This window comes from Acetobacter sp. P5B1 (genome assembly GCF_018811985.1).
GTDB classification, from domain to species: Bacteria; Pseudomonadota; Alphaproteobacteria; order Acetobacterales; family Acetobacteraceae; genus Acetobacter; species Acetobacter cerevisiae.
Genome location: NZ_JACRVS010000003.1, coordinates 152,979 through 172,875 on the forward strand (window position 1 = coordinate 152,979; position 19,897 = coordinate 172,875).

Sequence of the window (19,897 nt, forward strand, 5' to 3'; positions counted from 1 at the left end):
CCATGGATGCACAGCCTGCTCCGGCCTCGTCGGTTCATTCGTTGCCTGCATCCCACCCGCCTGTGCCGGTTTTTGCGGCGGCTCTGGCCATTTTATCGTGGGCCAGCGCCTATCCTGTTGTGCGTCTGGCGTTGCAGGTTCTCCCCCCTATTCCGCTGGCAGCCGCGCGTTATGCGTTAGCGGCGGTTATTGCGCTGGTCTGGGTTGGCTGGACGCGCCCCCGGTTGCCGCGTGTGCAGGACCTGCCGCGCTTTGTGGTGTGCGGGGCGATTGGCATTTCCCTTTATAATATCCTATTCAATCTGGGCGAGCAGACGGTTTCTGCCGGGGCGGCCAGCCTGTTGATCAGTTTTTCGCCGCTAATCGCTGCACTTCTTGCTGTTGGGGTGATGGGAGAGCGGCTGTCTGTCTGGGGCTGGATTGGGTCACTGGTCAGCTTCTGTGGTGTTGTTCTGGTGGCACAGGGGCAACCGGGCGGCCTGACATTTGGCTCTGGTGCTGCTGATGTGCTGGGGGCAGCCTTTTCTGCCGCCGTCTATAATGCGGTGCAGAAAAAACTTGTGGCAGTGTATGGGGCTTTGGCGACGACGGCGTATGTGCTGATTATTGGCGCTGTGCTGCTCATCCCATGGCTTCCGCAGGCGGTGCAGAGCTTGCAGACTGCCCCTGTTACCGGCTGGATTCTGGTTGTGCAGCTTGCGGTGTTTCCGGCTATTCTGGGCTACGCAGCATGGGCGCATGTTGTGGGCAGGATTGGTGTGGCCCGGTCTTCCGGCTTTATCTATCTGCTCTCCCCCGCGACTTTGTTGCTGGCGTTTCTGATCACTGCCGAGGTGCCCAGCCTGCGTATGCTGGTGGGGGGCACCATTATTCTGGCTGGTGTCGGGCTGATGAATACGCTGGGGCGTATAAGACCTCAGGCAGTCCAACAAAAAACGCCGGAGGTCTGAGCCCCCCGGCGCGTTCTGTCTTCTCAGAAAAAATCTCTGAAATCAGAGTATTTTTCAGATGGGAATGGTCCGTTCCAGCGTGGAGCTGAGGGCCGTCAGGCCCGGCAGAACCTTGCCTTCCAGCCACTCCAGAAAAGCGCCGCCTGCGGTGGAGACATACGTCATGTCATGCAGCACACCGGCGTGACGCAGGGCGGAAACAGTGTCTCCCCCTCCGGCAATGGTTTTCAGGCTGCCAGCCTTGGTCAGGCGAGCGGCTTCCTGTGCGACGGCATTGGTGCCTTCATCAAACGGCGGGAGTTCGAACACGCCCAGAGGGCCGTTCCATACCAGCGTTTTCAGGCCAGCCAGTTTGGCTTTCAGCAGTGCAACCGTTTCCGGACCCACATCCAGCGCCATCCAGCCATCGGGAATTTCCGTCACCGGGGCAACCAGCGTAGGCGCACCGGCCATGAAGTCTTCAGAGAGAACAACATCCACCGGTAGAACCAGATCGCAGTTCTTTTCCTTCGCCTTGGCGATGATCTGCCGGGCGGTATCCAGCATCTCTTCTTCCTTGAGCGACTTGCCGACGCTCAGGCCTTTGGCTGCAAGGAAGGTGTTGGCCATGGCCCCACCCACAACCAGAACGTCTACGCGTTCCAGCATGTTTTCCAGCAGGGCGAGTTTGGTGGAGACTTTCGCCCCGCCCACAATCGCGCCAACCGGATGCTCGGGGTTTTCAAGAGCGGCATCCAGAGCGGAAAGTTCCGCTTCCATCAGACGCCCGGCATAGGCAGGCAGATGCTCGGCCACACCGGCGGTGGAGGCATGTGCCCGGTGCGCTGCGGAGAACGCATCGTTCACATACACATCGCCCAGTCTGGCCAGTTCGGCAGCCAGATCCGGCGCGTTGGCTTCCTCGCCGGGGTAGAAGCGGGTGTTTTCCAGCAGCAGCACTTCCCCGTCTTTCAGGGAGCGGGCTGCCGTTTCTGCCTGCGGGCCGATGCAGTCATGCATGAAGCTGACTGGTTTACCCAGTGCCGTGGCCAGAGCCTCGGCCATGGGTTCCAGAGACAGGCCGGGCACAACCTTGCCCTTCGGGCGGTCAAAATGGCTGAGCACAATCACGCGCCCGCCTTTGTCCGCCAGTTCCCGGATGGTGGGCACAATGCGCTCAATGCGCGTCATGTCCGAAATCTTTCCGTCCTGCATGGGGACGTTCAGATCGGCTCTCAGCAGGATACGCTTGCCCTTCGGGTCAAGCTTATCCAGCGTGTTGAAGGGGAGAATGGCCATCAGAGTGAGCCGAACAGCGCCGCAGTGTCGGACATGCGGTTGGAGAAGCCCCACTCATTGTCATACCAGGAGCAGATGCGCACCAGCTTGCCGCCATCGACCAGAGAGGTCTGCGTGGCGTCAAAGGTGGAGGATGCCAGAGCATGGTTGAAGTCGGAGCTGACCAGCGGCGCATCGGAATACGCCAGAACGCCTTTCAGTGCGCCTTCGGATGCGGCTTTGATGGCAGCGTTCACTTCTTCCACGGAGCCCGGCACCTTTTTCGGCACGAAGTCGAGGGAGACGAGGGAGACGTTGGCCGTCGGCACACGAATGGCGGTGCCATCCAGCTTGCCTTTAAGCTGCGGCAGAACCAGACCAACGGCGCGGGCAGCGCCTGTGGAGGTCGGGATCATGTTCAGGCCGGCAGCGCGGGCGCGGCGCAGGTCTTTATGCAGCGTGTCCACCGTGCGCTGGTCACCTGTGTAGGAGTGGATGGTGACCATGTAGCCGCGTTCAATGCCAAACGTATCTTCCAGCACCTTGGCGACCGGGGCCAGACAGTTGGTGGTGCAGGAGGCGTTGGAGATCACCGTCATGTCGGGCGTCAGCACATCCTGGTTTACACCGTAAACGATGGTGGCATCAGCATCCGTGCCCGGAGCGGAAATAATCACCTTGCGGGCACCGGCTGCCAGAAGCTGGCCAGCTTTTTCCTTGGAGGTGAACAGGCCTGTGCATTCCATGGCCACATCCACGCCCTGGAACGGCACCTTGGAGGGGTCACGCTCGGCAGAAACGGTAATCGGGTCCCATGTGCGGCCATGCGCAGTGATGATCAGCTTGTTGCCATCAACCTTGACGTCAGCCGGCAGGCGACCATGCACGCTGTCATAGCTCAGCAGGTGGGCGTTATCCGCTACGCTGCCGAGATCGTTAATGGCCACCGGCACAACGTCCGTGCGTCCGCTTTCAATAATACCGCGCAGCACAAGCCGGCCAATACGCCCGAATCCGTTGATTGCAATTTTGACTGCCATGGTTTTTTAAGCTCCGTTTTTTATTCTATGGTCTGGTCGTTAACGGTCCCCGAACGCGGGTCCGGGGCTGGTCCGGCGTGCGCAGGGAAAGCCCCCGTTCACCGCCTGAGGTCAGAAGGCGCGCGCGCACCTTCTCACAGATCGCTTCAACAGTAATGCCGAAGCGCTCATACAATGCGTTGGCCGGGGCGGACGTGCCGAAATCATCCATGCCAACAAAAACTCCTTCTTCACCAAGCCAGCGTTCCCAGCCAAAGCTGGAAGCGGCCTCAACCCCCACGCGCAGCCCGGACGTGCCGAGCACGGTCTTACGGTAGCTGGCGGGCTGTTCGGCAAACAGTTCCCAGCAGGGGATGGAGACCACGGTGGCCCGAATATCCTGTCGGGCCAGATGGTGCGACGCTTTCAGCGCGATGGCAACCTCTGGGCCAGAGGCAATCAGCGTCACCTGCCTGTTGTCTTCCTGCTTCACCACATACCCCCCGCGGGAGGGGGTGCCGAACGCTGGCGGAGGGAGCGGACCGTACTGGTTTTCATACGGGCAGAGCAGCAACATGGCCGGTCCTTCCTGCCAGTTGAGAGCGGCCTCCCAGCAGGCTGTGGTCTCACGCGCGTCACACGGGCGGAAAACGGCCAGATGCGGCATGGCGCGCAGGCTGGCGAGCTGTTCCACCGGCTGCCAGCCCCCGCCGCCATCACCCAGAGCCAGCCCGTCACCCGTCAGCAGATACAGCACTTTGCGGCGCATGAGGGCGGCCATGCGCAGGGCGGAGCGCATGCGATCCACCGTCATCATGCTCGCGGCACAGATGGGAAGCAGCCCGCCATGCAAGGCAATGCCGTTAAGCATACCAGCCATGCCATGATCCTGAATGCCGCAGGACTGCTCCGCCGGCAGCAGGCGCGTGCGGGCCCGGAATGTGGCAGGCAGGGCGACCGGGGCTGCCAGATCCAGCCGATAGGCGGAGGAGGCCGTCAGGCAGACCAGCTCAGGCAGAATTTCGGAAAGGGCGCGGAGTCCGGCAAAACCGGCATCCTGCGTGGCGTGTCCGGTTGCAGCGCGCAGTTGCCAGCGGCAGGCGCGCTGCCAGTCCTCATCAAACAGGGCGGGACGCTGGCCCTGCATCTCCCGCTCAAACGCATTGCGTAGGCGATGGCGGGCAAAGCGGCGTAGCCAGGAGCGCCGGGTGGTCGCCCCGCGCCGGGCGGTGGGACTCCACGGGCCGGTCAGCTCTTCTTCCGGTGGGAGCTGGGGGCCGGGCAGAACCTCCGGGGCACTGGAGGGGAGGCAGGCAATCAGGGTCGGTTTGCGGGCCCGGAGCGTGGCCGCAAGGGCAGAGCTGATGGCCGCAGCACTCCCTGCGTCGACCCGGCGTACCGTCCAGCCGGAGGCGCTGAAGCGGGCAAGCGAATCGGCAAAATCCCCGTTATCCGGGCCTGCAGGCGGGGAGACAAGAACGGCCAGCCTCTCCAGCCCAAAGCGGCCAGCCAGTTGCGCGGCCTCCATGGCGACACCGGTTGCGAGGTCCGTATCCTGTGCCAGCACCCATGTGCGGTGATTAACCAGTGAGCGGCCAAAGCGGCGGGCAAGCGTCTGTTCTGCAAAGGCCATGCCCACGGCTGCGGCAACCCCCTGCCCGGCCAGACCCGGAGCGACTTCCACCGCAGGGTGACGACCATATTCCAGGGGAATGGTGTTTGCCGTGGGGGAGCCCGTCAGGCGCAGCATGGCGCGCAGCAGAGGCAGCATGGTGGTGGAGGGTACCACAAAGCGGTCCCGGTCCGGCCAGTTGGGGGCGCTGGGGTCAAACCGCAGCACCCGGCACCAGAGTGCTGTCACCGGCAGGCACATTCTGTTCAGCAGCGTGCGGGCGTGCGGAGGGAGAGGTTCGTCATTCAGCAGCAGGCGCGCGGCGCGGCTCATTCTGGCCACGGCGCTTTGCTGGGCGGAGAGGGTGGCCTCTTCCCGCAGTTCGGTCGGGTCTGTCGAAGGGACTGCTGCCATTCGCCTGCCTTCCGTGATGGGCCTGCCCTTGCGGCAGGTCTTCATCTTCGTGTCCCGCTCAATAAAGGTGGGCAGAGGTGAGAGCAAGTTTTGAGGACCTTGCGCGGAGCTTAACCTTGCGTCTGCCGTAAAGGAGCGCGAAAGAGGATGGCAAGAGTCGCCTCATCCTGTTTGACCCGGAGATCTGCCCGTTATGCTGTCTGTTTCCCGCTTTATAGAAAAGGGGCCGTTTTTCCGGGTGGCGTTTGTGGCCAGTGTTGCGCTGTGCCTGAGTGGATGCAAGCTGGTTGACCAGAAAACCTTCAATGCCCGGGCAGGCAAACCGCCCGTGCCGTATATTCCGCCGCCGCCGCCCGGCCCGCCGCCGGTGCCGCCGTTGATTGAGCTTGTGGCGGGCACCTCCCCGGCTGAGTGGAGCGGGCCGGTTGCACAGATTGTGCACAAGGCGCTGGCCAGCAAGCCTGACATTCTGTTTGTGGTGCAGTGTCTGGTACCGCCGGGTACGGATTCTGCAACAGATCAGCAGGCTCTGGTGCAGCTTGTGCAGGGCGATGGGCAGGCCGTGACACAGGCTATCATCAAGGATGGAGCCTCCCCGGCACAGGTGGAAATGGCCGCTATGCCGGATTCGACCGTGACGAACTCAGTCATCAGAGTGTATGTGAAGTAACTCTAACAAGTTTATGTGAAGACCGGCCAGACGGCCGACGGGCCCTGTGCCGAGCCCCGACCGTTTCTGACGACGCGAGGAGAGTAGAAGCGTGGGATCAATCAAAAACGCCCGGCATCCGTTTTATGAGCACTGTCACACGGCGTTGAATGATATCAGGCAGCAGGGGCGTTACCGCACATTTACCCCGCTGGCACGTCTTGCAGACCGTTTCCCTCTGTATGAGGAAGAACTGCCTGCCCTGCCGGAAGGCCGGGAAGTCATTGTCTGGTCCACTAATGACTATCTGGGCATGGGTGTTGTGCCGGAAGTGCAGGAAGCCGCGATTGCCGCCATCCGCGAGCATGGGGCTGGTGCCGGTGGCACCCGCAACATTGCCGGAACCAGCCCGCTGCATACAGCGCTCGAAGCTGAAGTCGCTGCGTTGCACGGTAAGGAAGCAGGGCTTCTGTTTGTCTCCGGCTATGTGTCCAATCAGGCCAGCCTGCAGACCATTCTGACCTCCATGCCCGGCTGGATCTGTTTTTCAGACCGACTGAACCATGCCTCCATGATTGCAGGCATCAAGGGCGCGCGTGGCTCCCAGACGGTTATTTTCGAGCATAATGATCTGGCGGACCTTGAGGCCAAACTGGCCGCAGCTCCGGTAGATGCGCCCAAGCTGATCGCGTTTGAGAGCGTCTATTCCATGGACGGCGATATTTCCGACATCGCCGGGACCTGCGCGCTGGCCCGCAAATATAACGCCCTGACCTATCTGGACGAGGTACATGCGGTCGGCCTCTACGGCGAGGAAGGCGGCGGGATTTCCCAGCGTGATGGCGTGGCCGATCAGGTCGATATTATTGAAGGCACGCTCGCCAAGGGCTTTGGCGTGCATGGCGGCTACATCACGGCGACTGCCGAGATTGTTGATTTCCTGCGCTCCACGGCGTCCGGCTTTATCTTCACCACGGCTCTGCCGCCGTCGGTTGTGGGTGCTGCGCTGACCAGCGTGCGCAAGGTGCGGGCTGAAAACTGGCGTCGTGAGAAAATGTTTGAACGGGTGAATACTTTCCGCGCCCGTCTGCGGGCTGCCGGGGTCCCGTTCACCATGACACCCAGCCACATTGTGCCTATTCCGGTGGGGGATGCGGAGCGTTGCAAGCGCATCAGCCGCCGCCTGCTGGTGGAATATGGGCAGTATGCCACGCCCATCAACTATCCCACGGTGCCGCAGGGCACGGAGCGCCTGCGGCTGACGCCGGGGCCGTTCCATACGGATGAGATGATGGATGAAATGGTGCGCGCTCTGGCGCATCTGCTGCGGGAAGAAGGCGTGATGCCTGCCCGCCAGACCGAAGACGCGGCCTGAAAAAACGGATCCCTCAGCCCGTCCCCGGTTGTATGAACCGGGGACGGGCCGGAGGGGTCAGCGCGCTTTGCGCAGTCGGTCGAGGGCCGCTTTCAGGTCACTTTCCGACGCAGCGCCGGGAATAATTTCACGGTCGCCAATAATGAAGGTCGGCGTGCCTTCCAGATCAATGGCCTTTGCCAGCTCAAGATTCTTGCTCAGTGCTGTGGTGACAGCCGGGCTCTTCATGTCTTTCAGCAGGCGGTCAGCATCCAGCCCGACATTCTGTGCAAGACGACGAATACGATCCAGCGACGGTGCTGAGGAATCGGTCATCAGCGCTTTCTGGAACGGGATGTATTTGCCCTGCAGGCCAGCGGCCATAATGGCTTCCGCGTCAATCACGCTGTTGGGCCCCAGAACCGGGATGATCTTTTCAACCAGCCGGAGGTCGGGTTCAGACCCGATCAGGTGGTCCACATCGCCCAGAACCTTGCGGCAATACTGGCAGCGGGGGTCATAAAACTCGACCACTTCCAGCTTGCCGTTCTTATTGCCCAGCACAACGTCCGTCGTGCTTTCTCCATACTGCGCCTTGTTCCGGCGCACCGTCTCCAGCGCGGAGGACGCTTTTCTGGCGGAGGCCTGCGCCTGCAGGGAGGAGATGGCATCAGACAGAATGGTAGGGTCTGTCTTTAGCGCATTGCGTACGATTTCAACAATTTCTGCCCGTTGTGCGGGGCTGAAACTGCCGTCCGCAGCATGAGCGGAGACCGCCCCGCCGCAGAGCAGGAGGAGGCTTGCGGCTCCGGCCAGAGCGGCGCGCCTGAAAGAAAAGGTTATCAGCTTTTTCATCGTGCCATTATGTCTAAAGCAGAACCGTTGGGATGGAAATGGCGTGCGCGTGTTGCTGCCTGCCCGGAAGAGCGGTAATTCAGAGTAGATATTCAGACGCCCGGTATGCGGGCAGACCAGCGAAATGGAGACATCAAGGCGTGCCCGAGCATTTCATGAAGACCTGTTCAGCCCGGCTTGCGCCGTTATTTTCAGGTCCTGCCCGGATGGCAGCTCTGCTGATGGCCTGTTCACTGACTGCCTGTGGCAGCGAGCATAATGGCCCTGCCCAACCTGCCGTAACTGGGTTTGTGGGTGAGGTTGTGGCGGACGAACCGCAGGCTGCTCTGGTGGCGCGGGATGTGCTGGCGCAGGGTGGCAACGCGGCGGATGCCGCGGCGGCTCTGGGTCTCGCGCTGTCCGTCACCCTGCCCTCCCGTGCGTCTCTCGGGGCAGGCGGGGCCTGTCTGGCCTGGCGTCCGGGTGATGCGCAGGGGCAGGCTTTCCTCTTCCTGCCGCATGCAGGCCAGACCGATGCGCAGACTGACCGCCCTGCCGCTGTGCCCATGCTGGCCCGTGGCCTGTATCTGATGCAGCTGCGCTACGGCAGCGTCGATTTTGCTGATGTCATCGTCCCGGCCCGCAATCTGGCGACCGATGGCGTTCCGGTGGGTGGTCTTCTGGCGTCCGATCTGGCCGCTGTGCAGGCTCCCCTGCTGGCGGACGAAAAAACCCGTGCCATTTTTGCCAATAGTAATGGCACCGTCCTGGCCGCGAATGACCTGATGGTGCAGCCCCGTCTGGCGGGTGCACTCGAACGTCTGCGTATTGCTGGTGTGGGCGATCTTTATAACGGTTCACTGGCGCAGAGCTTCACGCAGGCGTCTCAGGCAGCGGGTGCGGGCCTGACAACGGCGGACATGCGCGGCAGTCTGGCTGTGGCGGAACAGCCTCTCACGGTGCGTTCGGGTGGGCTGGATATCAGCTTCCTGCCGCCGCCCGCGGATGGTGGTCTGGGCACGGCTGCGGCCTATCTCTCCATGGATGACCATGGTCATGCCAGCGCACGCGGAGAGGCTGTTGTTTCTGGCTGGCGTAACCGGCAGTCCGGCAAGGGTGCTGCCGTGAGCGTTGCCGATGCGGAGGCTCTGCTGAAGAGCGGGCATCTGCCGTCCGGGTCTGCTCTGCCGCCCCTGCCCGCCTCCACCTCCTTTGTGGTGACGGATCGCACGGGTGAGACGGTGAGTTGTGGTCTGACCATGAACAATCTTTTCGGCACCGGCCGCGTAGCGGGTTCCACTGGCATTGTGCTGGCGGCATCTCCGGTTCGGCGTCCTTTGCCGTTGCTGACGGCGGCTATTGCGCATCAGGGTACTACGCAGTTCCGGGCGGCAGCTACGGCTTCCGGCCAGAACGTGGCGGCGGACACAGCTGCGGTCGCGCTGCGGGCTGCTGTGGCTGGCCAGCGCCCGACAGTCACACAGGGTGTGGGGCGTGCCAACTTCGTCTCCTGCCCGGCGGGGCTGCCGGGAGATTCCGGAAAATGCTTCGGCTGGACCGATCCTCGCGGGTCGGGCCTTGCGGTCTCGTCCGGCCATACCAAATAAGGTCTGTCGCGTTGGCGGCAGGAGGCAAGGCGGCTTTGGGCCGCCTGTTTCCGGCTTGAAGTGTTCTTGTTTTGTTTCTATAAGAACAAACAGAAATCAAATTCTTAAGGTGCCTGAGCGGACTCTGGGGCTTGATGCCGGTCATTGCCCGGCGCGCGGCTTTTATGGCACGTCTTAGAACAGTGTAGCACTCCCGGCCTCAGTCGAGGGCCACAGGAAAGGTGAATGATGGATAAGGCAAAAGCTCTTGAAGGCGCGCTCGGGCAGATTGAACGGGCTTTTGGGAAAGGTTCTGTCATGCGGCTGGGGCAGCGCCCGAAGGAACAGGCGGATGTGGTTCCCAGCGGGTCTCTGGGGCTGGATATTGCTCTGGGGATTGGCGGCCTTCCGCGCGGCCGTGTGGTTGAAATTTACGGGCCTGAAAGCTCCGGTAAAACCACGCTGGCCCTGCATGCCATTGCAGAAGCCCAGAAGCGGGGCGGCACCTGCGCGTTTATTGACGCCGAGCATGCTCTGGACCCCGGCTACGCCAAGAAGCTGGGCGTGGACATTGATAACCTGCTGATCAGCCAGCCCGATGCGGGTGAGCAGGCTCTGGAAATTGCTGACACCCTGGTGCGCTCCGGCGCGATTGATGTGCTGGTGGTGGATAGTGTGGCCGCTCTGGTGCCGCGTGCGGAACTGGAAGGCGATATGGGCGATAGCCATGTCGGCCTGCATGCCCGTCTGATGAGCCAGGCGCTGCGTAAGCTGACCGGCTCGGTTGCGCGTTCCAACACCATGATGATCTTCCTCAACCAGATCCGTCTGAAGATCGGCGTGATGTTCGGGAACCCCGAAACGACCACCGGCGGTAATGCGCTGAAGTTCTATGCCTCTGTTCGTCTTGATATCCGCCGCATCGGGTCCATCAAGGACAAGGATGAAGTGGTGGGCAACCAGACGCGCGTGAAGGTGGTCAAGAACAAGATGGCCCCGCCGTTCCGTCAGGTTGAGTTCGACATCATGTATGGCGAAGGCATCAGTAAGGTCGGCGAACTGATCGATCTGGGCGTGAAGGCCGGTGTGGTGGAGAAATCCGGCGCATGGTTCTCTTACGACAGCCAGCGGATTGGTCAGGGGCGTGAAAACTCCAAGCAGTTCCTGCGTGACCACCCGGAAATGGCTGCCGAGATTGAGCGTAAGGTGCGCGAGCATTCCGGGATTGTGGCGGAAGCCATGATGCTGGCTCCCGAACACCACACAGAAGACTAAGACCTACCTCCGGCCTGATACGGGCCGGGACAAAAAGCTGGCTTCGGGATCGTACGAAGCCAGCACCGCTTTTTCAGCCTCTGAAATCTCTTCCGGCGTAAAGCCCTGCCGCAGCCAGAAGGTGCGGGCCGGGCCGGTTGCCGTCAGGCTGAGCACGGGCAGATGTGCTGCGCGGGCGGCCTTTTCGGCCAGTGCAATGGCGTCTTTGGCCCTGCCCTGCCCCCTTACCGTTTCATCCAGCGCAAGATCATGCAGATACCAGCTGTCTGGCCGGGCTGGCAGACTGCTCAGAAGGCAGTTCAGGCGTGGGGAGAGGTGCCCCGCCCATGGGTGGCTGATCAGATAGCCATGAACCCCAAGCGCATTGGCCAGCACAAAGCAGCCCTCCGGCGCTAAAGCCAGCCGTTCTCTGAAAATATCGTCATCTTCCGGGTAATCGGGATGAATGCGCGCCGCCAGTGTAATGGTGGCGGCAAGATCGTCTGGCCTCATGGATCGCCAGATGGTATCTGCGTTGGAGTATGTCATGAGAACATCGCCGGGGCGTGGCCCTTGGTAAGAAGAGACATGATGCTTCATGATATCACGCATAAAATGACAACGCGAACGCGGGCAGGCGAATGACAGAGCGGCTAAGACTGACCTTGCGGGTGGATGCGGACAAAAAGCCCGCCCTTGGGCATGGGAAAATCCGCCTGCTTGAGCAACTGGCAGAAACAGGGTCCATTTCTGCGGCAGGACGCGCCATGGGCATGTCCTACCGTCGGACATGGTTATTGGTGGATAGCCTGAACCAACTGTTCCGGGAGCCTCTGGTGGTTACGCGCCCCGGCGGCGGTGGGGGCGCTTTTCTGACGGCCGAAGGCGAGGCCGTGGTCCGCTGCTATCGGGATATCGAAAAAGAGGCTGCACAGGCTGCGGAAGCCAATCTTGCAAAACTTGAAAAACTCTTAACACCACAAGTGGGGTAATGCCCTTAAAAAGCCGTATCGCACGGCAATTTTGTCATTAAAGAAATTTTTAGCCCTTAACTCTATAGGGAATTCGGGAGTCTGGAGTGTCTTCATCTGTACAGCGACGAGACTTAATTCGGATTGGCGCGGGGGCGACACTCGCTACTCTGGCCGGCGGCGTTGCCCGTAAGGCCAGAGCAGAAGGGCTTGAAGGGGCAACGGGTACATTTGACGATATGACGGTCCGGCAGATTGCCCGGCGTCTGGCCAGTGCACCGTATCATGGTCCATCTCAGACTCTGCCCAAAGCGCTGGATAATCTCAATTTCGACCAGTTCCGCAGCATTGCCTATCGGGAAGATAAAACCCTGTGGCATGACGACAATCTGGCTTTTGATGTCGCGTTTTTTCCACGTGGTTTCCTCTACCGCCCGCGGATTGATATTTTTGAAATTACGGACGGCAAGTCTGAGGCCGTTCCTTATTCCCCGGACCTCTTCACCTATGGTGATCCGTCTCTGAGGGTGGACGATAATCTCGGCTTTGCGGGGCTGCGGTTGCGCACCCCCATCAACACGCCGGGCGTGATGGAAGAATTCTGCGTCTTTCTGGGTGCATCCTATTTCCGTGCCGTTGCCAAGGGGCAGAGCTACGGCCTCTCCGCACGCGGCTTTGCGGACGGGACGGGTGACCCCAAAGGGGAGGAGTTTGCACTCTTCCGCGCTTTCTGGCTGGAAAAACCCCAGCCGGGAGTAAAAGCTGTAGTGGTGCATGCCCTGCTGGACAGCCCCTCCGTTGCCGGGGCCTTCCGCTTTACCATCCGCCCGGGTGATGCGACGGTGTTTGACGTGCAGTCCACTCTTTACCCGCGCACCAAAATTGACCAGTCCGGCATCGCGCCGCTGACAGGCATGTTCTACTTCGACGCCAATGACCGCACCCATGTGGATGACTGGCGTCCGGCTGCGCATGATAGTGAAGCCCTGCAGATGTGGACGGGGGCCGGGCAGGAACTGTTCCGCCCGCTGCGTAACCCGCTCGATTTGCAGTTCTCGGCGTTTTCAGATGATTCCCCGCGCGGTTTCGGCCTGATGCAGCGCCGCCGGAACTTCCATGATTTTGAAGATCTGGCCCTGAATTATGAAAAACGTCCGTCCCTGTGGATTGAACCCATTGGGGACTGGGGTCAGGGCTGGGTGGATCTGGTGGAAATCCCGACCCCTAATGAAGTGAATGACAACATTGTTTCCTTCTGGCGGCCCAAGACCCCGCTCGAAGCCGGGAAGGAATACAGCTTTACCTACCGGATGTACTGGGGATGGGATGCCCCCTTCCCCACACCGCTGGCCCGCGTAGGAGCCACCCGCGTTGGCGCGGTGGTGGATGATAAAAACGCCCGCTTCTTTGCGATCGATTTCATGGGTGTGCCGTTTGAACGGCTGCCAAAGGACACGAAGTTCCATCTGGAACCGCAGTCTTCTGGTGGCAAGATCCGGAACGTGGTGGTCGAGCCGAACCCGAATATCAATGGCTGGCGCACAACCTTTGAATTCGTCCCCGGTGATGAAAAGGTTGTGGAGCTTCGCTGTGTTCTGGCAGCGGATAGTGGTCCGGTTTCAGAAGAATGGGTGTACCGTTGGACGCCGTAATGACGCAGCCTGTACAACAGACCGTGCCGTTTCAGGCTCTTCCGACAGAAGCTCCGCTGGCGATGCCGGTGCAGGATCTGCACGCCATGCCGGATATGGAGGGACGAGCCAGAACGCCTTCAACCTCTCCGGCAACCATCGGGTTGCGGCGGTTTCTGGTTGTCGGGTCCGCACTGGCCCTGACAGCCTTTGGTGCATGGCGCACGCATAAGGTGCTGGATGCCAACGGTACCTCCATCCTCGGGGTGGTGATGCTGGTGTTGTTTGTCGCCCTGTTCCTGTGGATTGCACTGGCCTTTACGTCGTCACTGGCAGGGTTTGTCTCGCTGATCACACGTGGCGGTCTGGGGCTGGGGATTACGCGGTCAGGCCCGCTCCCTACCCTGCACTCGCGCACCGCCTTGTTGCTGCCCACGTATAATGAACCCCCGCACCGCGTGATGGCGGGGCTGAAAGCCATTTATACCAGCCTGTGTGAAACGGGTCAGGTGGATGCGTTTGATGTGTTCATCCTCTCCGACACAACCAACCCGGATGTGTGGGTAGAAGAGGAAGCGGCTTTTCTCGCTCTGCGTGCGCAGACGGGTGGAGAAAACCGGATCTTCTATCGCCGCCGCCACAACAATGTGGAACGCAAGGCTGGGAATGTCGGGGAATGGGTGCGTCGTTTTGGCGGGGCCTATGACCAGATGGTTACGCTGGATGCGGACTCCGTCATGTCTGGTGAGACACTGGTGCGCATGGCCGGGGCCATGGAGCGCAACCCCGGTGTGGGGCTGATCCAGACTCTTCCGGTGATTGTTGGCGGCACCACGCTGTTTGCCCGCCTCCAGCAGTTTGCGGGCCGTGTCTATGGGCCGGTGATTGCGCATGGCATTGCCTGGTGGCACGGCTCTGAAGGCAATTACTGGGGCCATAACGCCATTATCCGCACCAAGGCTTTTGCCGGGCAGGCCGGTCTGCCGCATGTGCCGGGTCGCAAACCGTTTGGCGGCCATATTCTCAGCCATGACTTTGTGGAAGCGGCCCTCATGCGTCGCGGTGGCTGGGCTATTCACATGGTGCCGGGGCTTGATGGATCGTATGAAGAAAGCCCGCCGTCTCTGACGGATGTGGCTATTCGTGACCGGCGCTGGTGCCAGGGCAACTTGCAGCATGTGAAGGTGCTGCCTACCAGAAAGCTGCACTGGATCAGCCGGATGCATATGGTGGTGGGGATTGGCGCTTACGTCACCTCTCCGCTCTGGCTGGTGTTCCTGCTGACCGGGATTTTGATTTCCCTGCAGGCGCATTTTGAACATCCCGAATATTTTGGGGATACAAAACTCCTTTACCCGCACTGGCCGCATGTCGACCCGGTGCAGGCGAAGTATGTGTTTATTGGTACCATGGCCATTCTGCTGGCGCCCAAGCTGCTGGCCTATATTGCCCTGATATTTGACCGCGCGACCTGCAAGGGCTGCGGCGGTGCGATCCGGGCCGCGGCGTCTGTGGTGGTGGAAACGCTGATTGGTGGCCTGATTGCCCCCATCGCCATGCTGATCCAGACGTCTGGTGTGCTGTCCATTCTGTCCGGGCATGATTCCGGCTGGAACACGCAAAAGCGTGATGATGGCGGCGTGCCGTTTATGATTGTTGTTCGGCAGTACGCAAAATTTACAATTTTTGGTTTGTTGCTGGGAGCCGGAGCGTGGGTTGTCTCCCCGTCCCTGTTCTTCTGGATGACGCCTGTGCTGCTCGGGCTGGTCTTTTCCATCCCGCTGGTTGTCATGACCAGCAGCCGGGATGTCGGCCAAAGCTTTAAAAAAGCCGGTCTGCTTCTGGTGCCGGAAGAAACGCATCCGCCAGATGTTCTGCTGAAGACTGAGCAGGCTGTGGAAGAGGATCACGGTCCCTCCCTGCCTCATGACGCCTTGCGTGCTTTGCGCGCCGATGCCGGTCTGTTGCAGGCCCATGCCGCCATGCTTCCGGCGCCTCGCAAAGCGGGCGATCCGATTAACCCCGATCAGTTGGTCGGGTTGCTGAAAGTCTCGGAAGCGCCGAGTCTTTCAGTTCTGGAAGAACAGCTCACAACCAAGGAAAAAGCCGCCGTTCTGGGTTGTGCGGAAGGTATTGCTGCCATAAGCCGCCTGCCAGCCTGAGTTTTTTCAGGGGTTTTCAAATACCCTTAAAAAAGAGACTGTTTATAAAAAAGGGAAGAAGGCCGGATACTCCGATCTTCTTCCCTTTTTTGTTGGGGCTGATGCCGTTGCGTCAGGCGCTGGCGACATCCAGCTCTGCACGGTCTTCTGCAGAGAGGTTCAGCTGAACGGCTTTTGCAAAACTCTCGATATGTTCACGCCGGGTTGCGCTGGCGATGGGGGCTGTGACCCCTTCCCGCCCAATCAGCCAGGCCAGAGCAACTTCAGCCTGTTTGGCATCATGCCGGGCAGCAACGGCATCAAGGGCTGTCAGAATTTTCAGGCCACGTGGGTTGAGATATTTGCCAATGCCAGACCCGCGCGCGCTTTGGGAAAGATCATCCTGCGTGCGGTATTTTCCGGACAGGAAGCCCGATGCAAGGCTGTAATAGGGCACCACGCCGAGCTTCTCTTTGATGCACAGATCCCGCAAAGCGCCATCATAGGAACTGCGGTCATACAGGTTATATTCGGGCTGAATGACTTCATAGCGCGGCAGGCTGTGGGTTTTGGCCACATCCAGTGCTGAACTGAGCTGGCTGGCATCCAGATTGGATGCGCCAATGGCGCGGATTTTTCCGGCTTTCAAAAGTTTGTCAAAAGCGCCGAGCGTTTCTTCATAGGGCGTTTCCGGGTCAGCCCTGTGGGAGAAATAGAGATCAATCCGTTCAACGCCCAGACGTTTGAGTGAGCGTTCGGCCGCTTCCATAATCCAGCGCTCGGAAAGCCCCTTCTCGCCCGGCTTTTCCAAATCCCAGCCGACCTTTGTGAAAATGAAAACCTGATCCCGCTTACCCGGATTAGCCTTGAGCCAGTTGCCAATAATGGTTTCAGACTCGCCGCCCTCGTTTCCCGGTGCCCAGACGGAATAGACATCAGCTGTGTCGATGGCGTTAAAGCCGTGGTCAACAAATGCATCCAGAATGCTGAAGCTGGTTTTTTCATCAAGGGTCCAGCCGAATACATTGCCACCAAAAACAATGGGGGCAATCTGGAAGCCGGTGGTGCCGAGGGGGCGAAAATCCATAGTTCATCTCTCTTTGTTTGTGTCAGGTGTCTGGGTATCTGCATAACGTAACGCGCACGCTGCCTGTTCCCGGGGCGCAGGTCTGCGTGGCTTTAGTGAATGCGTTCCCCGCCCACCCAGACTTCCTCAACCATAAAGGTGGAATCCAGCACGACAAAATCAGCGCGCTTGCCTGCTTCCAGTGCGCCCCGGTCTGTCAGGCCTAAATAGCGGGCCGGATTGGTGCTGAGCAGAGCAGAAGCTTCCTGCAAGGGTGTGCCAGCCTGAAGAGCGTTGCGCAGGGCCTGATCCAGCGTCAGCACGCTGCCTGCCAGACTGCCATCGGGCAGGCGGGCGGTGCCGTCTTTCACCATAACTTCCTGCCCGCCCAACTGGCTGGGGCCTTCGGGCAGGCCGGTGGCCCGCATGGCGTCTGTGACAAAAACCAGCCTGCCTCCCATCACGCGATGCGCCAGCCGGAAGGTGGCGGGGTGAACATGATGGGTGTCAAAAATCATTTCGGCGTAAGCATCACTGCACATCAGGGCCGTGACGGGACCGGGCTTACGACTGGTAATGGGCGCCATGGCGTTGAACAGATGCGTGCCCCCGGCCACACCGCCCGCTGCGCAGATATGGCAAATGGCGGCATTGGCCTCTTCATAGTCCGCAACGGTATGACCAAGGCTGACGCGAACGCCTGCATCTGCAAATTGCTGAATGGCCGTTTGCGCGTGGGGGAGTTCGGGAGCAAGCGTCACAACACGCACGCACTCAGTGGCAAGTGCTTCAGCCACGCGGTCTGCTGTAGGGGGAATGGCGTAAGGCGGTTGAGCACCCAGCTTGTGCGGGCTGACAAACGGGCCTTCCAGATGCGCGCCATGCACAACCGGTCCGCCGGGGATTTGTGTGCGTACGACTTCTGCGACGGCATGCAGGGCCTCCATCACATCTGCCCAGGGGCGTGTAATGGTGGTGGGCAAAATGGTGGTGGTGCCATGCTGCGCGTGAAAGCGGGAAAGGGTGTGGATGGCCTCTACACCATCCATAGTGTCTGCCCCGTTGCCGCCATGCACATGGCCATCAATAAAGCCCGGCAGAATATAACGGTCTGGCACCGCGCTCCGGGCTTCGGTGCTTTCAATCTTTCCGGAAAAAGAGAGGCGTCCGGGCATGATCCGGTCAGGAAGAACAAGATGTCCGTCAAGGTCTGACATGGGTGAGGCTCCTGTTTGCAAAGGCTTTATACGGTGGCAGGATGTTATGGAAATTCTTTGAAGAAAGCGTGTTGTGTCGGTGCTCCTGTTTCCAAAGGGATGGTGTCCATAGTGTTTTATGAAAAATCAGTGATTTTTTCTGGATTTGTTAAGTATCCAGCGCATGTGCAAGGCGTGCAATCCATGCGGCGTCAATTGGCCAGCCGGCCAGTCTGGCGGCTTGTATAATCCCGCCACCAACAGGCGGCAGGCGCGGAGGCTGAGGGGCACTGCATAATTCTGTTAAAGTCTCGCGCAGCAAGCGACTTTTGAAAACGCTCCCCGCATAACTCCAGGGCAGAGTGTGTTCAGAAAAGCGCGCACGCGCTGTCTGGACAAGGGTGGCAAGATGCTGCGCAGCCTGTGTGATGAGGGCCTGAGCCTCCGGGCAGCCGGCTTCCGCCATCTGATCAATCAGGCGGGCGCAGTGGGCCACGGCGGGGCGGGGGCGTTCCTGCTGGTTGTACCAGCCAAGCAGGGCGTCGAGGGCTGCCGGGTTTTCATCAGGCCAGTTCATGGTGGCGCAGATTTTCCGGGCAAAGTCTTTTGCTTGCGGGGCACGACCGTCCATGGCCTGACACACACGTTGCAGGGCTTTGCGGCCAATCCAGTAGGCGCTGCCCTCATCACCAAAAACCGGTCCCCATCCCCCGACACGGACGGTCTGGTCTGCTCCGTCTGACGCCCAGGCCATGGACCCCGTGCCGGAGAGCAGGAGAACACCAGCCTCGCCCGCAAAGGCACCGATGCAAGCCATATCAACATCATTGGTCAGGCTGAGCGGGGAGACGGGGCAGAGCTGGTGCACATGGGTGCGGAGCAGGCGGCCTGTCTCCCGGTTTTCACCATAGCCTGCAATCCCAAAGGCTGCGGCCTGTAAGCCAGTCGCAAGAGGTGTGACGAGGTTTGTAAGACTATTTTGCCAGTCGGGCTGATCAAACGGATTGCAGCCTTTGGTGATCTGCATTGCCTGAACGGTGGCATCCAGGCCAACACGCACGGCCAGCGTTTTTGTGCCGCCACCATCCACTGCCAGAATAGCCGGGCCCTGCGGCAGGTGAGGGGGCACAAAAGGCTCAGGCATGGTCACGGGCTTTGGTCAAAAGGACGCTCTTTGCAAAAGGAAGCTGGTTGCAGAGCGTCAAGATTATATCGTTTTCAAAACGTGCGCTATGGGCAAAACTCTATAGTGTGTCACTCGGCCGCAGAGGTGGACTGAGGGCCATCCGGAATGCTGCCCAGCCGTTCACAGGCCAGTGCCAGCGTTTTTTCCGGGTTGGGTGTTTCACAAAGCTGCCGGACGTCGGGCGAGCAGAGTTCGATGGAATTTTCAAAATCGGATTCCAGCACGTCCTGCGCGATCGCCAGATCCTGATCATTCGTGCGGGTCTGTTCTTCCTGCAGCTGGGCCTGTGTTTTATGCAGTTCCTTCAGGGAGTCGATACAGGCGGGGCTGGCAGCCTCGGGCTTGTATTGCAGAACGGCCAGTTCCTTCTGGAGTTGCGCGTTCGGCACCGTGCTGCGCACGGAGGATTTGTCCTCTTCCTCGTCAGCATGAGCATACAGGGGGGCGACGGTCAGGGCGGAAGCCAGCAGGACCATGGCGGCATGGGGGAACAGGCTGAATTTGGACACGCTCAGACTCTCTGAAGGGGCAAGGGATGGCTCAGACCTTATACCTCCTAGCCCGGCCCTTCCCGCAAGGCAAAGAGGGAAAAGGGCAGGGTTGGCAGGCGTGGCGGTTTGGTGCTATCTCTCTCCTCGGAAAGTCGGCAGTGGACGAGCGCCTTGCTAACCTGGTCAGGTCCGGAAGGAAGCAGCCCTAGTGAGTTTCGAGCGGGTCATTGTTCGGCTTTCCACCTTTTTCCGCTCAGAGCCTCAGGCCACAGGAGCGTGAGTTTTT

At 60.2% G+C, this 19,897-nt stretch carries 17 protein-coding genes and 1 other RNA gene; 9 read left to right on the forward strand and 9 right to left on the reverse strand.

The window, feature by feature from the left end:
- The first annotated feature begins 2 nt into the window (after positions 1-2).
- On the forward strand, positions 3-950 hold the full coding sequence (locus KP703_RS03460) for a DMT family transporter (protein WP_215753810.1): 948 nt from the start codon (positions 3-5) through the stop codon (positions 948-950).
- Positions 951-1,004: 54 nt separating this feature from the next.
- Here KP703_RS03460 and KP703_RS03465 read toward each other — a convergent pair whose 3' ends face one another.
- The 3 genes from KP703_RS03465 to KP703_RS03475 are packed head-to-tail and all read right to left on the reverse strand — an operon-like array spanning position 1,005 to position 5,252.
- Positions 1,005-2,228 carry a phosphoglycerate kinase gene (locus tag KP703_RS03465; RefSeq protein ID WP_062141162.1) on the reverse strand — a complete coding sequence of 408 codons (1,224 nt, stop codon included), beginning with the start codon at positions 2,226-2,228 and terminating at the stop codon, positions 1,005-1,007.
- Positions 2,228-3,247: a type I glyceraldehyde-3-phosphate dehydrogenase gene (gene gap, locus KP703_RS03470; RefSeq protein WP_062272018.1), complete on the reverse strand. Its 1,020-nt coding sequence runs from the start codon at positions 3,245-3,247 to the stop codon at positions 2,228-2,230. Before gap ends, KP703_RS03465 begins: the two co-directional genes overlap by 1 nt.
- A gap of 25 nt (positions 3,248-3,272) precedes the next feature.
- Positions 3,273-5,252, reverse strand: coding sequence for a transketolase-like TK C-terminal-containing protein (locus tag KP703_RS03475; RefSeq protein WP_215753811.1), 1,980 nt, complete (start codon positions 5,250-5,252; stop codon positions 3,273-3,275).
- 193 nt (positions 5,253-5,445) lie between these two features.
- Here KP703_RS03475 and KP703_RS03480 point away from each other — a divergent pair, with 193 nt between their 5' ends.
- The gene (locus tag KP703_RS03480; RefSeq protein ID WP_062141156.1) at positions 5,446-5,922 is read left to right on the forward strand and encodes a hypothetical protein; all 477 of its coding nucleotides are present in this window, start codon (positions 5,446-5,448) and stop codon (positions 5,920-5,922) included.
- 91 nt (positions 5,923-6,013) lie between these two features.
- Positions 6,014-7,276 (forward strand): 5-aminolevulinate synthase, encoded by a 1,263-nt coding sequence (hemA, locus tag KP703_RS03485; protein WP_215753812.1) that lies wholly within the window; start codon positions 6,014-6,016, stop codon positions 7,274-7,276.
- A 57-nt stretch (positions 7,277-7,333) separates the two neighbouring features.
- Here hemA and KP703_RS03490 read toward each other — a convergent pair whose 3' ends face one another.
- Positions 7,334-8,110, reverse strand: a complete 777-nt coding sequence (locus KP703_RS03490; RefSeq protein WP_082779859.1) for a DsbA family protein — start codon at positions 8,108-8,110, stop codon at positions 7,334-7,336.
- Between the two features lie 206 nt (positions 8,111-8,316).
- Here KP703_RS03490 and KP703_RS03495 point away from each other — a divergent pair, with 206 nt between their 5' ends.
- Both KP703_RS03495 and recA read left to right on the forward strand, forming a co-directional pair.
- Positions 8,317-9,696: a gamma-glutamyltransferase gene (locus KP703_RS03495; RefSeq protein WP_231874796.1), complete on the forward strand. Its 1,380-nt coding sequence runs from the start codon at positions 8,317-8,319 to the stop codon at positions 9,694-9,696.
- Between the two features lie 228 nt (positions 9,697-9,924).
- Positions 9,925-10,950, forward strand: a complete 1,026-nt coding sequence (gene recA, locus KP703_RS03500) for a recombinase RecA (protein WP_231558193.1) — start codon at positions 9,925-9,927, stop codon at positions 10,948-10,950.
- A 3-nt stretch (positions 10,951-10,953) separates the two neighbouring features.
- Here recA and KP703_RS03505 read toward each other — a convergent pair whose 3' ends face one another.
- Positions 10,954-11,478 (reverse strand): GNAT family N-acetyltransferase, encoded by a 525-nt coding sequence (locus tag KP703_RS03505; protein WP_215753813.1) that lies wholly within the window; start codon positions 11,476-11,478, stop codon positions 10,954-10,956.
- Between the two features lie 92 nt (positions 11,479-11,570).
- Between KP703_RS03505 and KP703_RS03510 the strand changes: the two genes are divergently transcribed.
- From KP703_RS03510 to mdoH, 3 genes are all read left to right on the forward strand, one after another.
- Positions 11,571-11,921 carry a winged helix-turn-helix domain-containing protein gene (locus KP703_RS03510; RefSeq protein ID WP_062141150.1) on the forward strand — a complete coding sequence of 117 codons (351 nt, stop codon included), beginning with the start codon at positions 11,571-11,573 and terminating at the stop codon, positions 11,919-11,921.
- An 86-nt stretch (positions 11,922-12,007) separates the two neighbouring features.
- Positions 12,008-13,552 carry a glucan biosynthesis protein gene (locus KP703_RS03515; protein WP_062141149.1) on the forward strand — a complete coding sequence of 515 codons (1,545 nt, stop codon included), beginning with the start codon at positions 12,008-12,010 and terminating at the stop codon, positions 13,550-13,552.
- Positions 13,528-15,693 (forward strand): glucans biosynthesis glucosyltransferase MdoH, encoded by a 2,166-nt coding sequence (gene mdoH, locus KP703_RS03520; RefSeq protein ID WP_215753814.1) that lies wholly within the window; start codon positions 13,528-13,530, stop codon positions 15,691-15,693. The genes KP703_RS03515 and mdoH overlap by 25 nt, the downstream gene beginning before the upstream one ends.
- Positions 15,694-15,805: 112 nt before the next feature.
- Here the strand turns inward: mdoH and KP703_RS03525 are convergent, their stop codons facing one another.
- The 4 genes from KP703_RS03525 to KP703_RS03540 all read right to left on the reverse strand — a co-directional run bounded on the left by KP703_RS03525 (position 15,806) and on the right by KP703_RS03540 (position 19,629).
- The gene (locus KP703_RS03525; RefSeq protein WP_215753815.1) at positions 15,806-16,759 is read right to left on the reverse strand and encodes an aldo/keto reductase; all 954 of its coding nucleotides are present in this window, start codon (positions 16,757-16,759) and stop codon (positions 15,806-15,808) included.
- Between the two features lie 92 nt (positions 16,760-16,851).
- Positions 16,852-17,913 carry an N-acetylglucosamine-6-phosphate deacetylase gene (gene nagA, locus KP703_RS03530; protein WP_373687431.1) on the reverse strand — a complete coding sequence of 354 codons (1,062 nt, stop codon included), beginning with the start codon at positions 17,911-17,913 and terminating at the stop codon, positions 16,852-16,854.
- Positions 17,914-18,103: 190 nt separating this feature from the next.
- Positions 18,104-19,078 (reverse strand): BadF/BadG/BcrA/BcrD ATPase family protein, encoded by a 975-nt coding sequence (locus tag KP703_RS03535; RefSeq protein WP_215753817.1) that lies wholly within the window; start codon positions 19,076-19,078, stop codon positions 18,104-18,106.
- Positions 19,079-19,188: 110 nt separating this feature from the next.
- Positions 19,189-19,629, reverse strand: a complete 441-nt coding sequence (locus KP703_RS03540) for a hypothetical protein (protein WP_231866224.1) — start codon at positions 19,627-19,629, stop codon at positions 19,189-19,191.
- A 128-nt stretch (positions 19,630-19,757) separates the two neighbouring features.
- Between KP703_RS03540 and ffs the strand changes: the two genes are divergently transcribed.
- An RNA gene (gene ffs, locus KP703_RS03545) (signal recognition particle sRNA small type) lies at positions 19,758-19,855 on the forward strand.
- Positions 19,856-19,897: the final 42 nt, after the last annotated feature.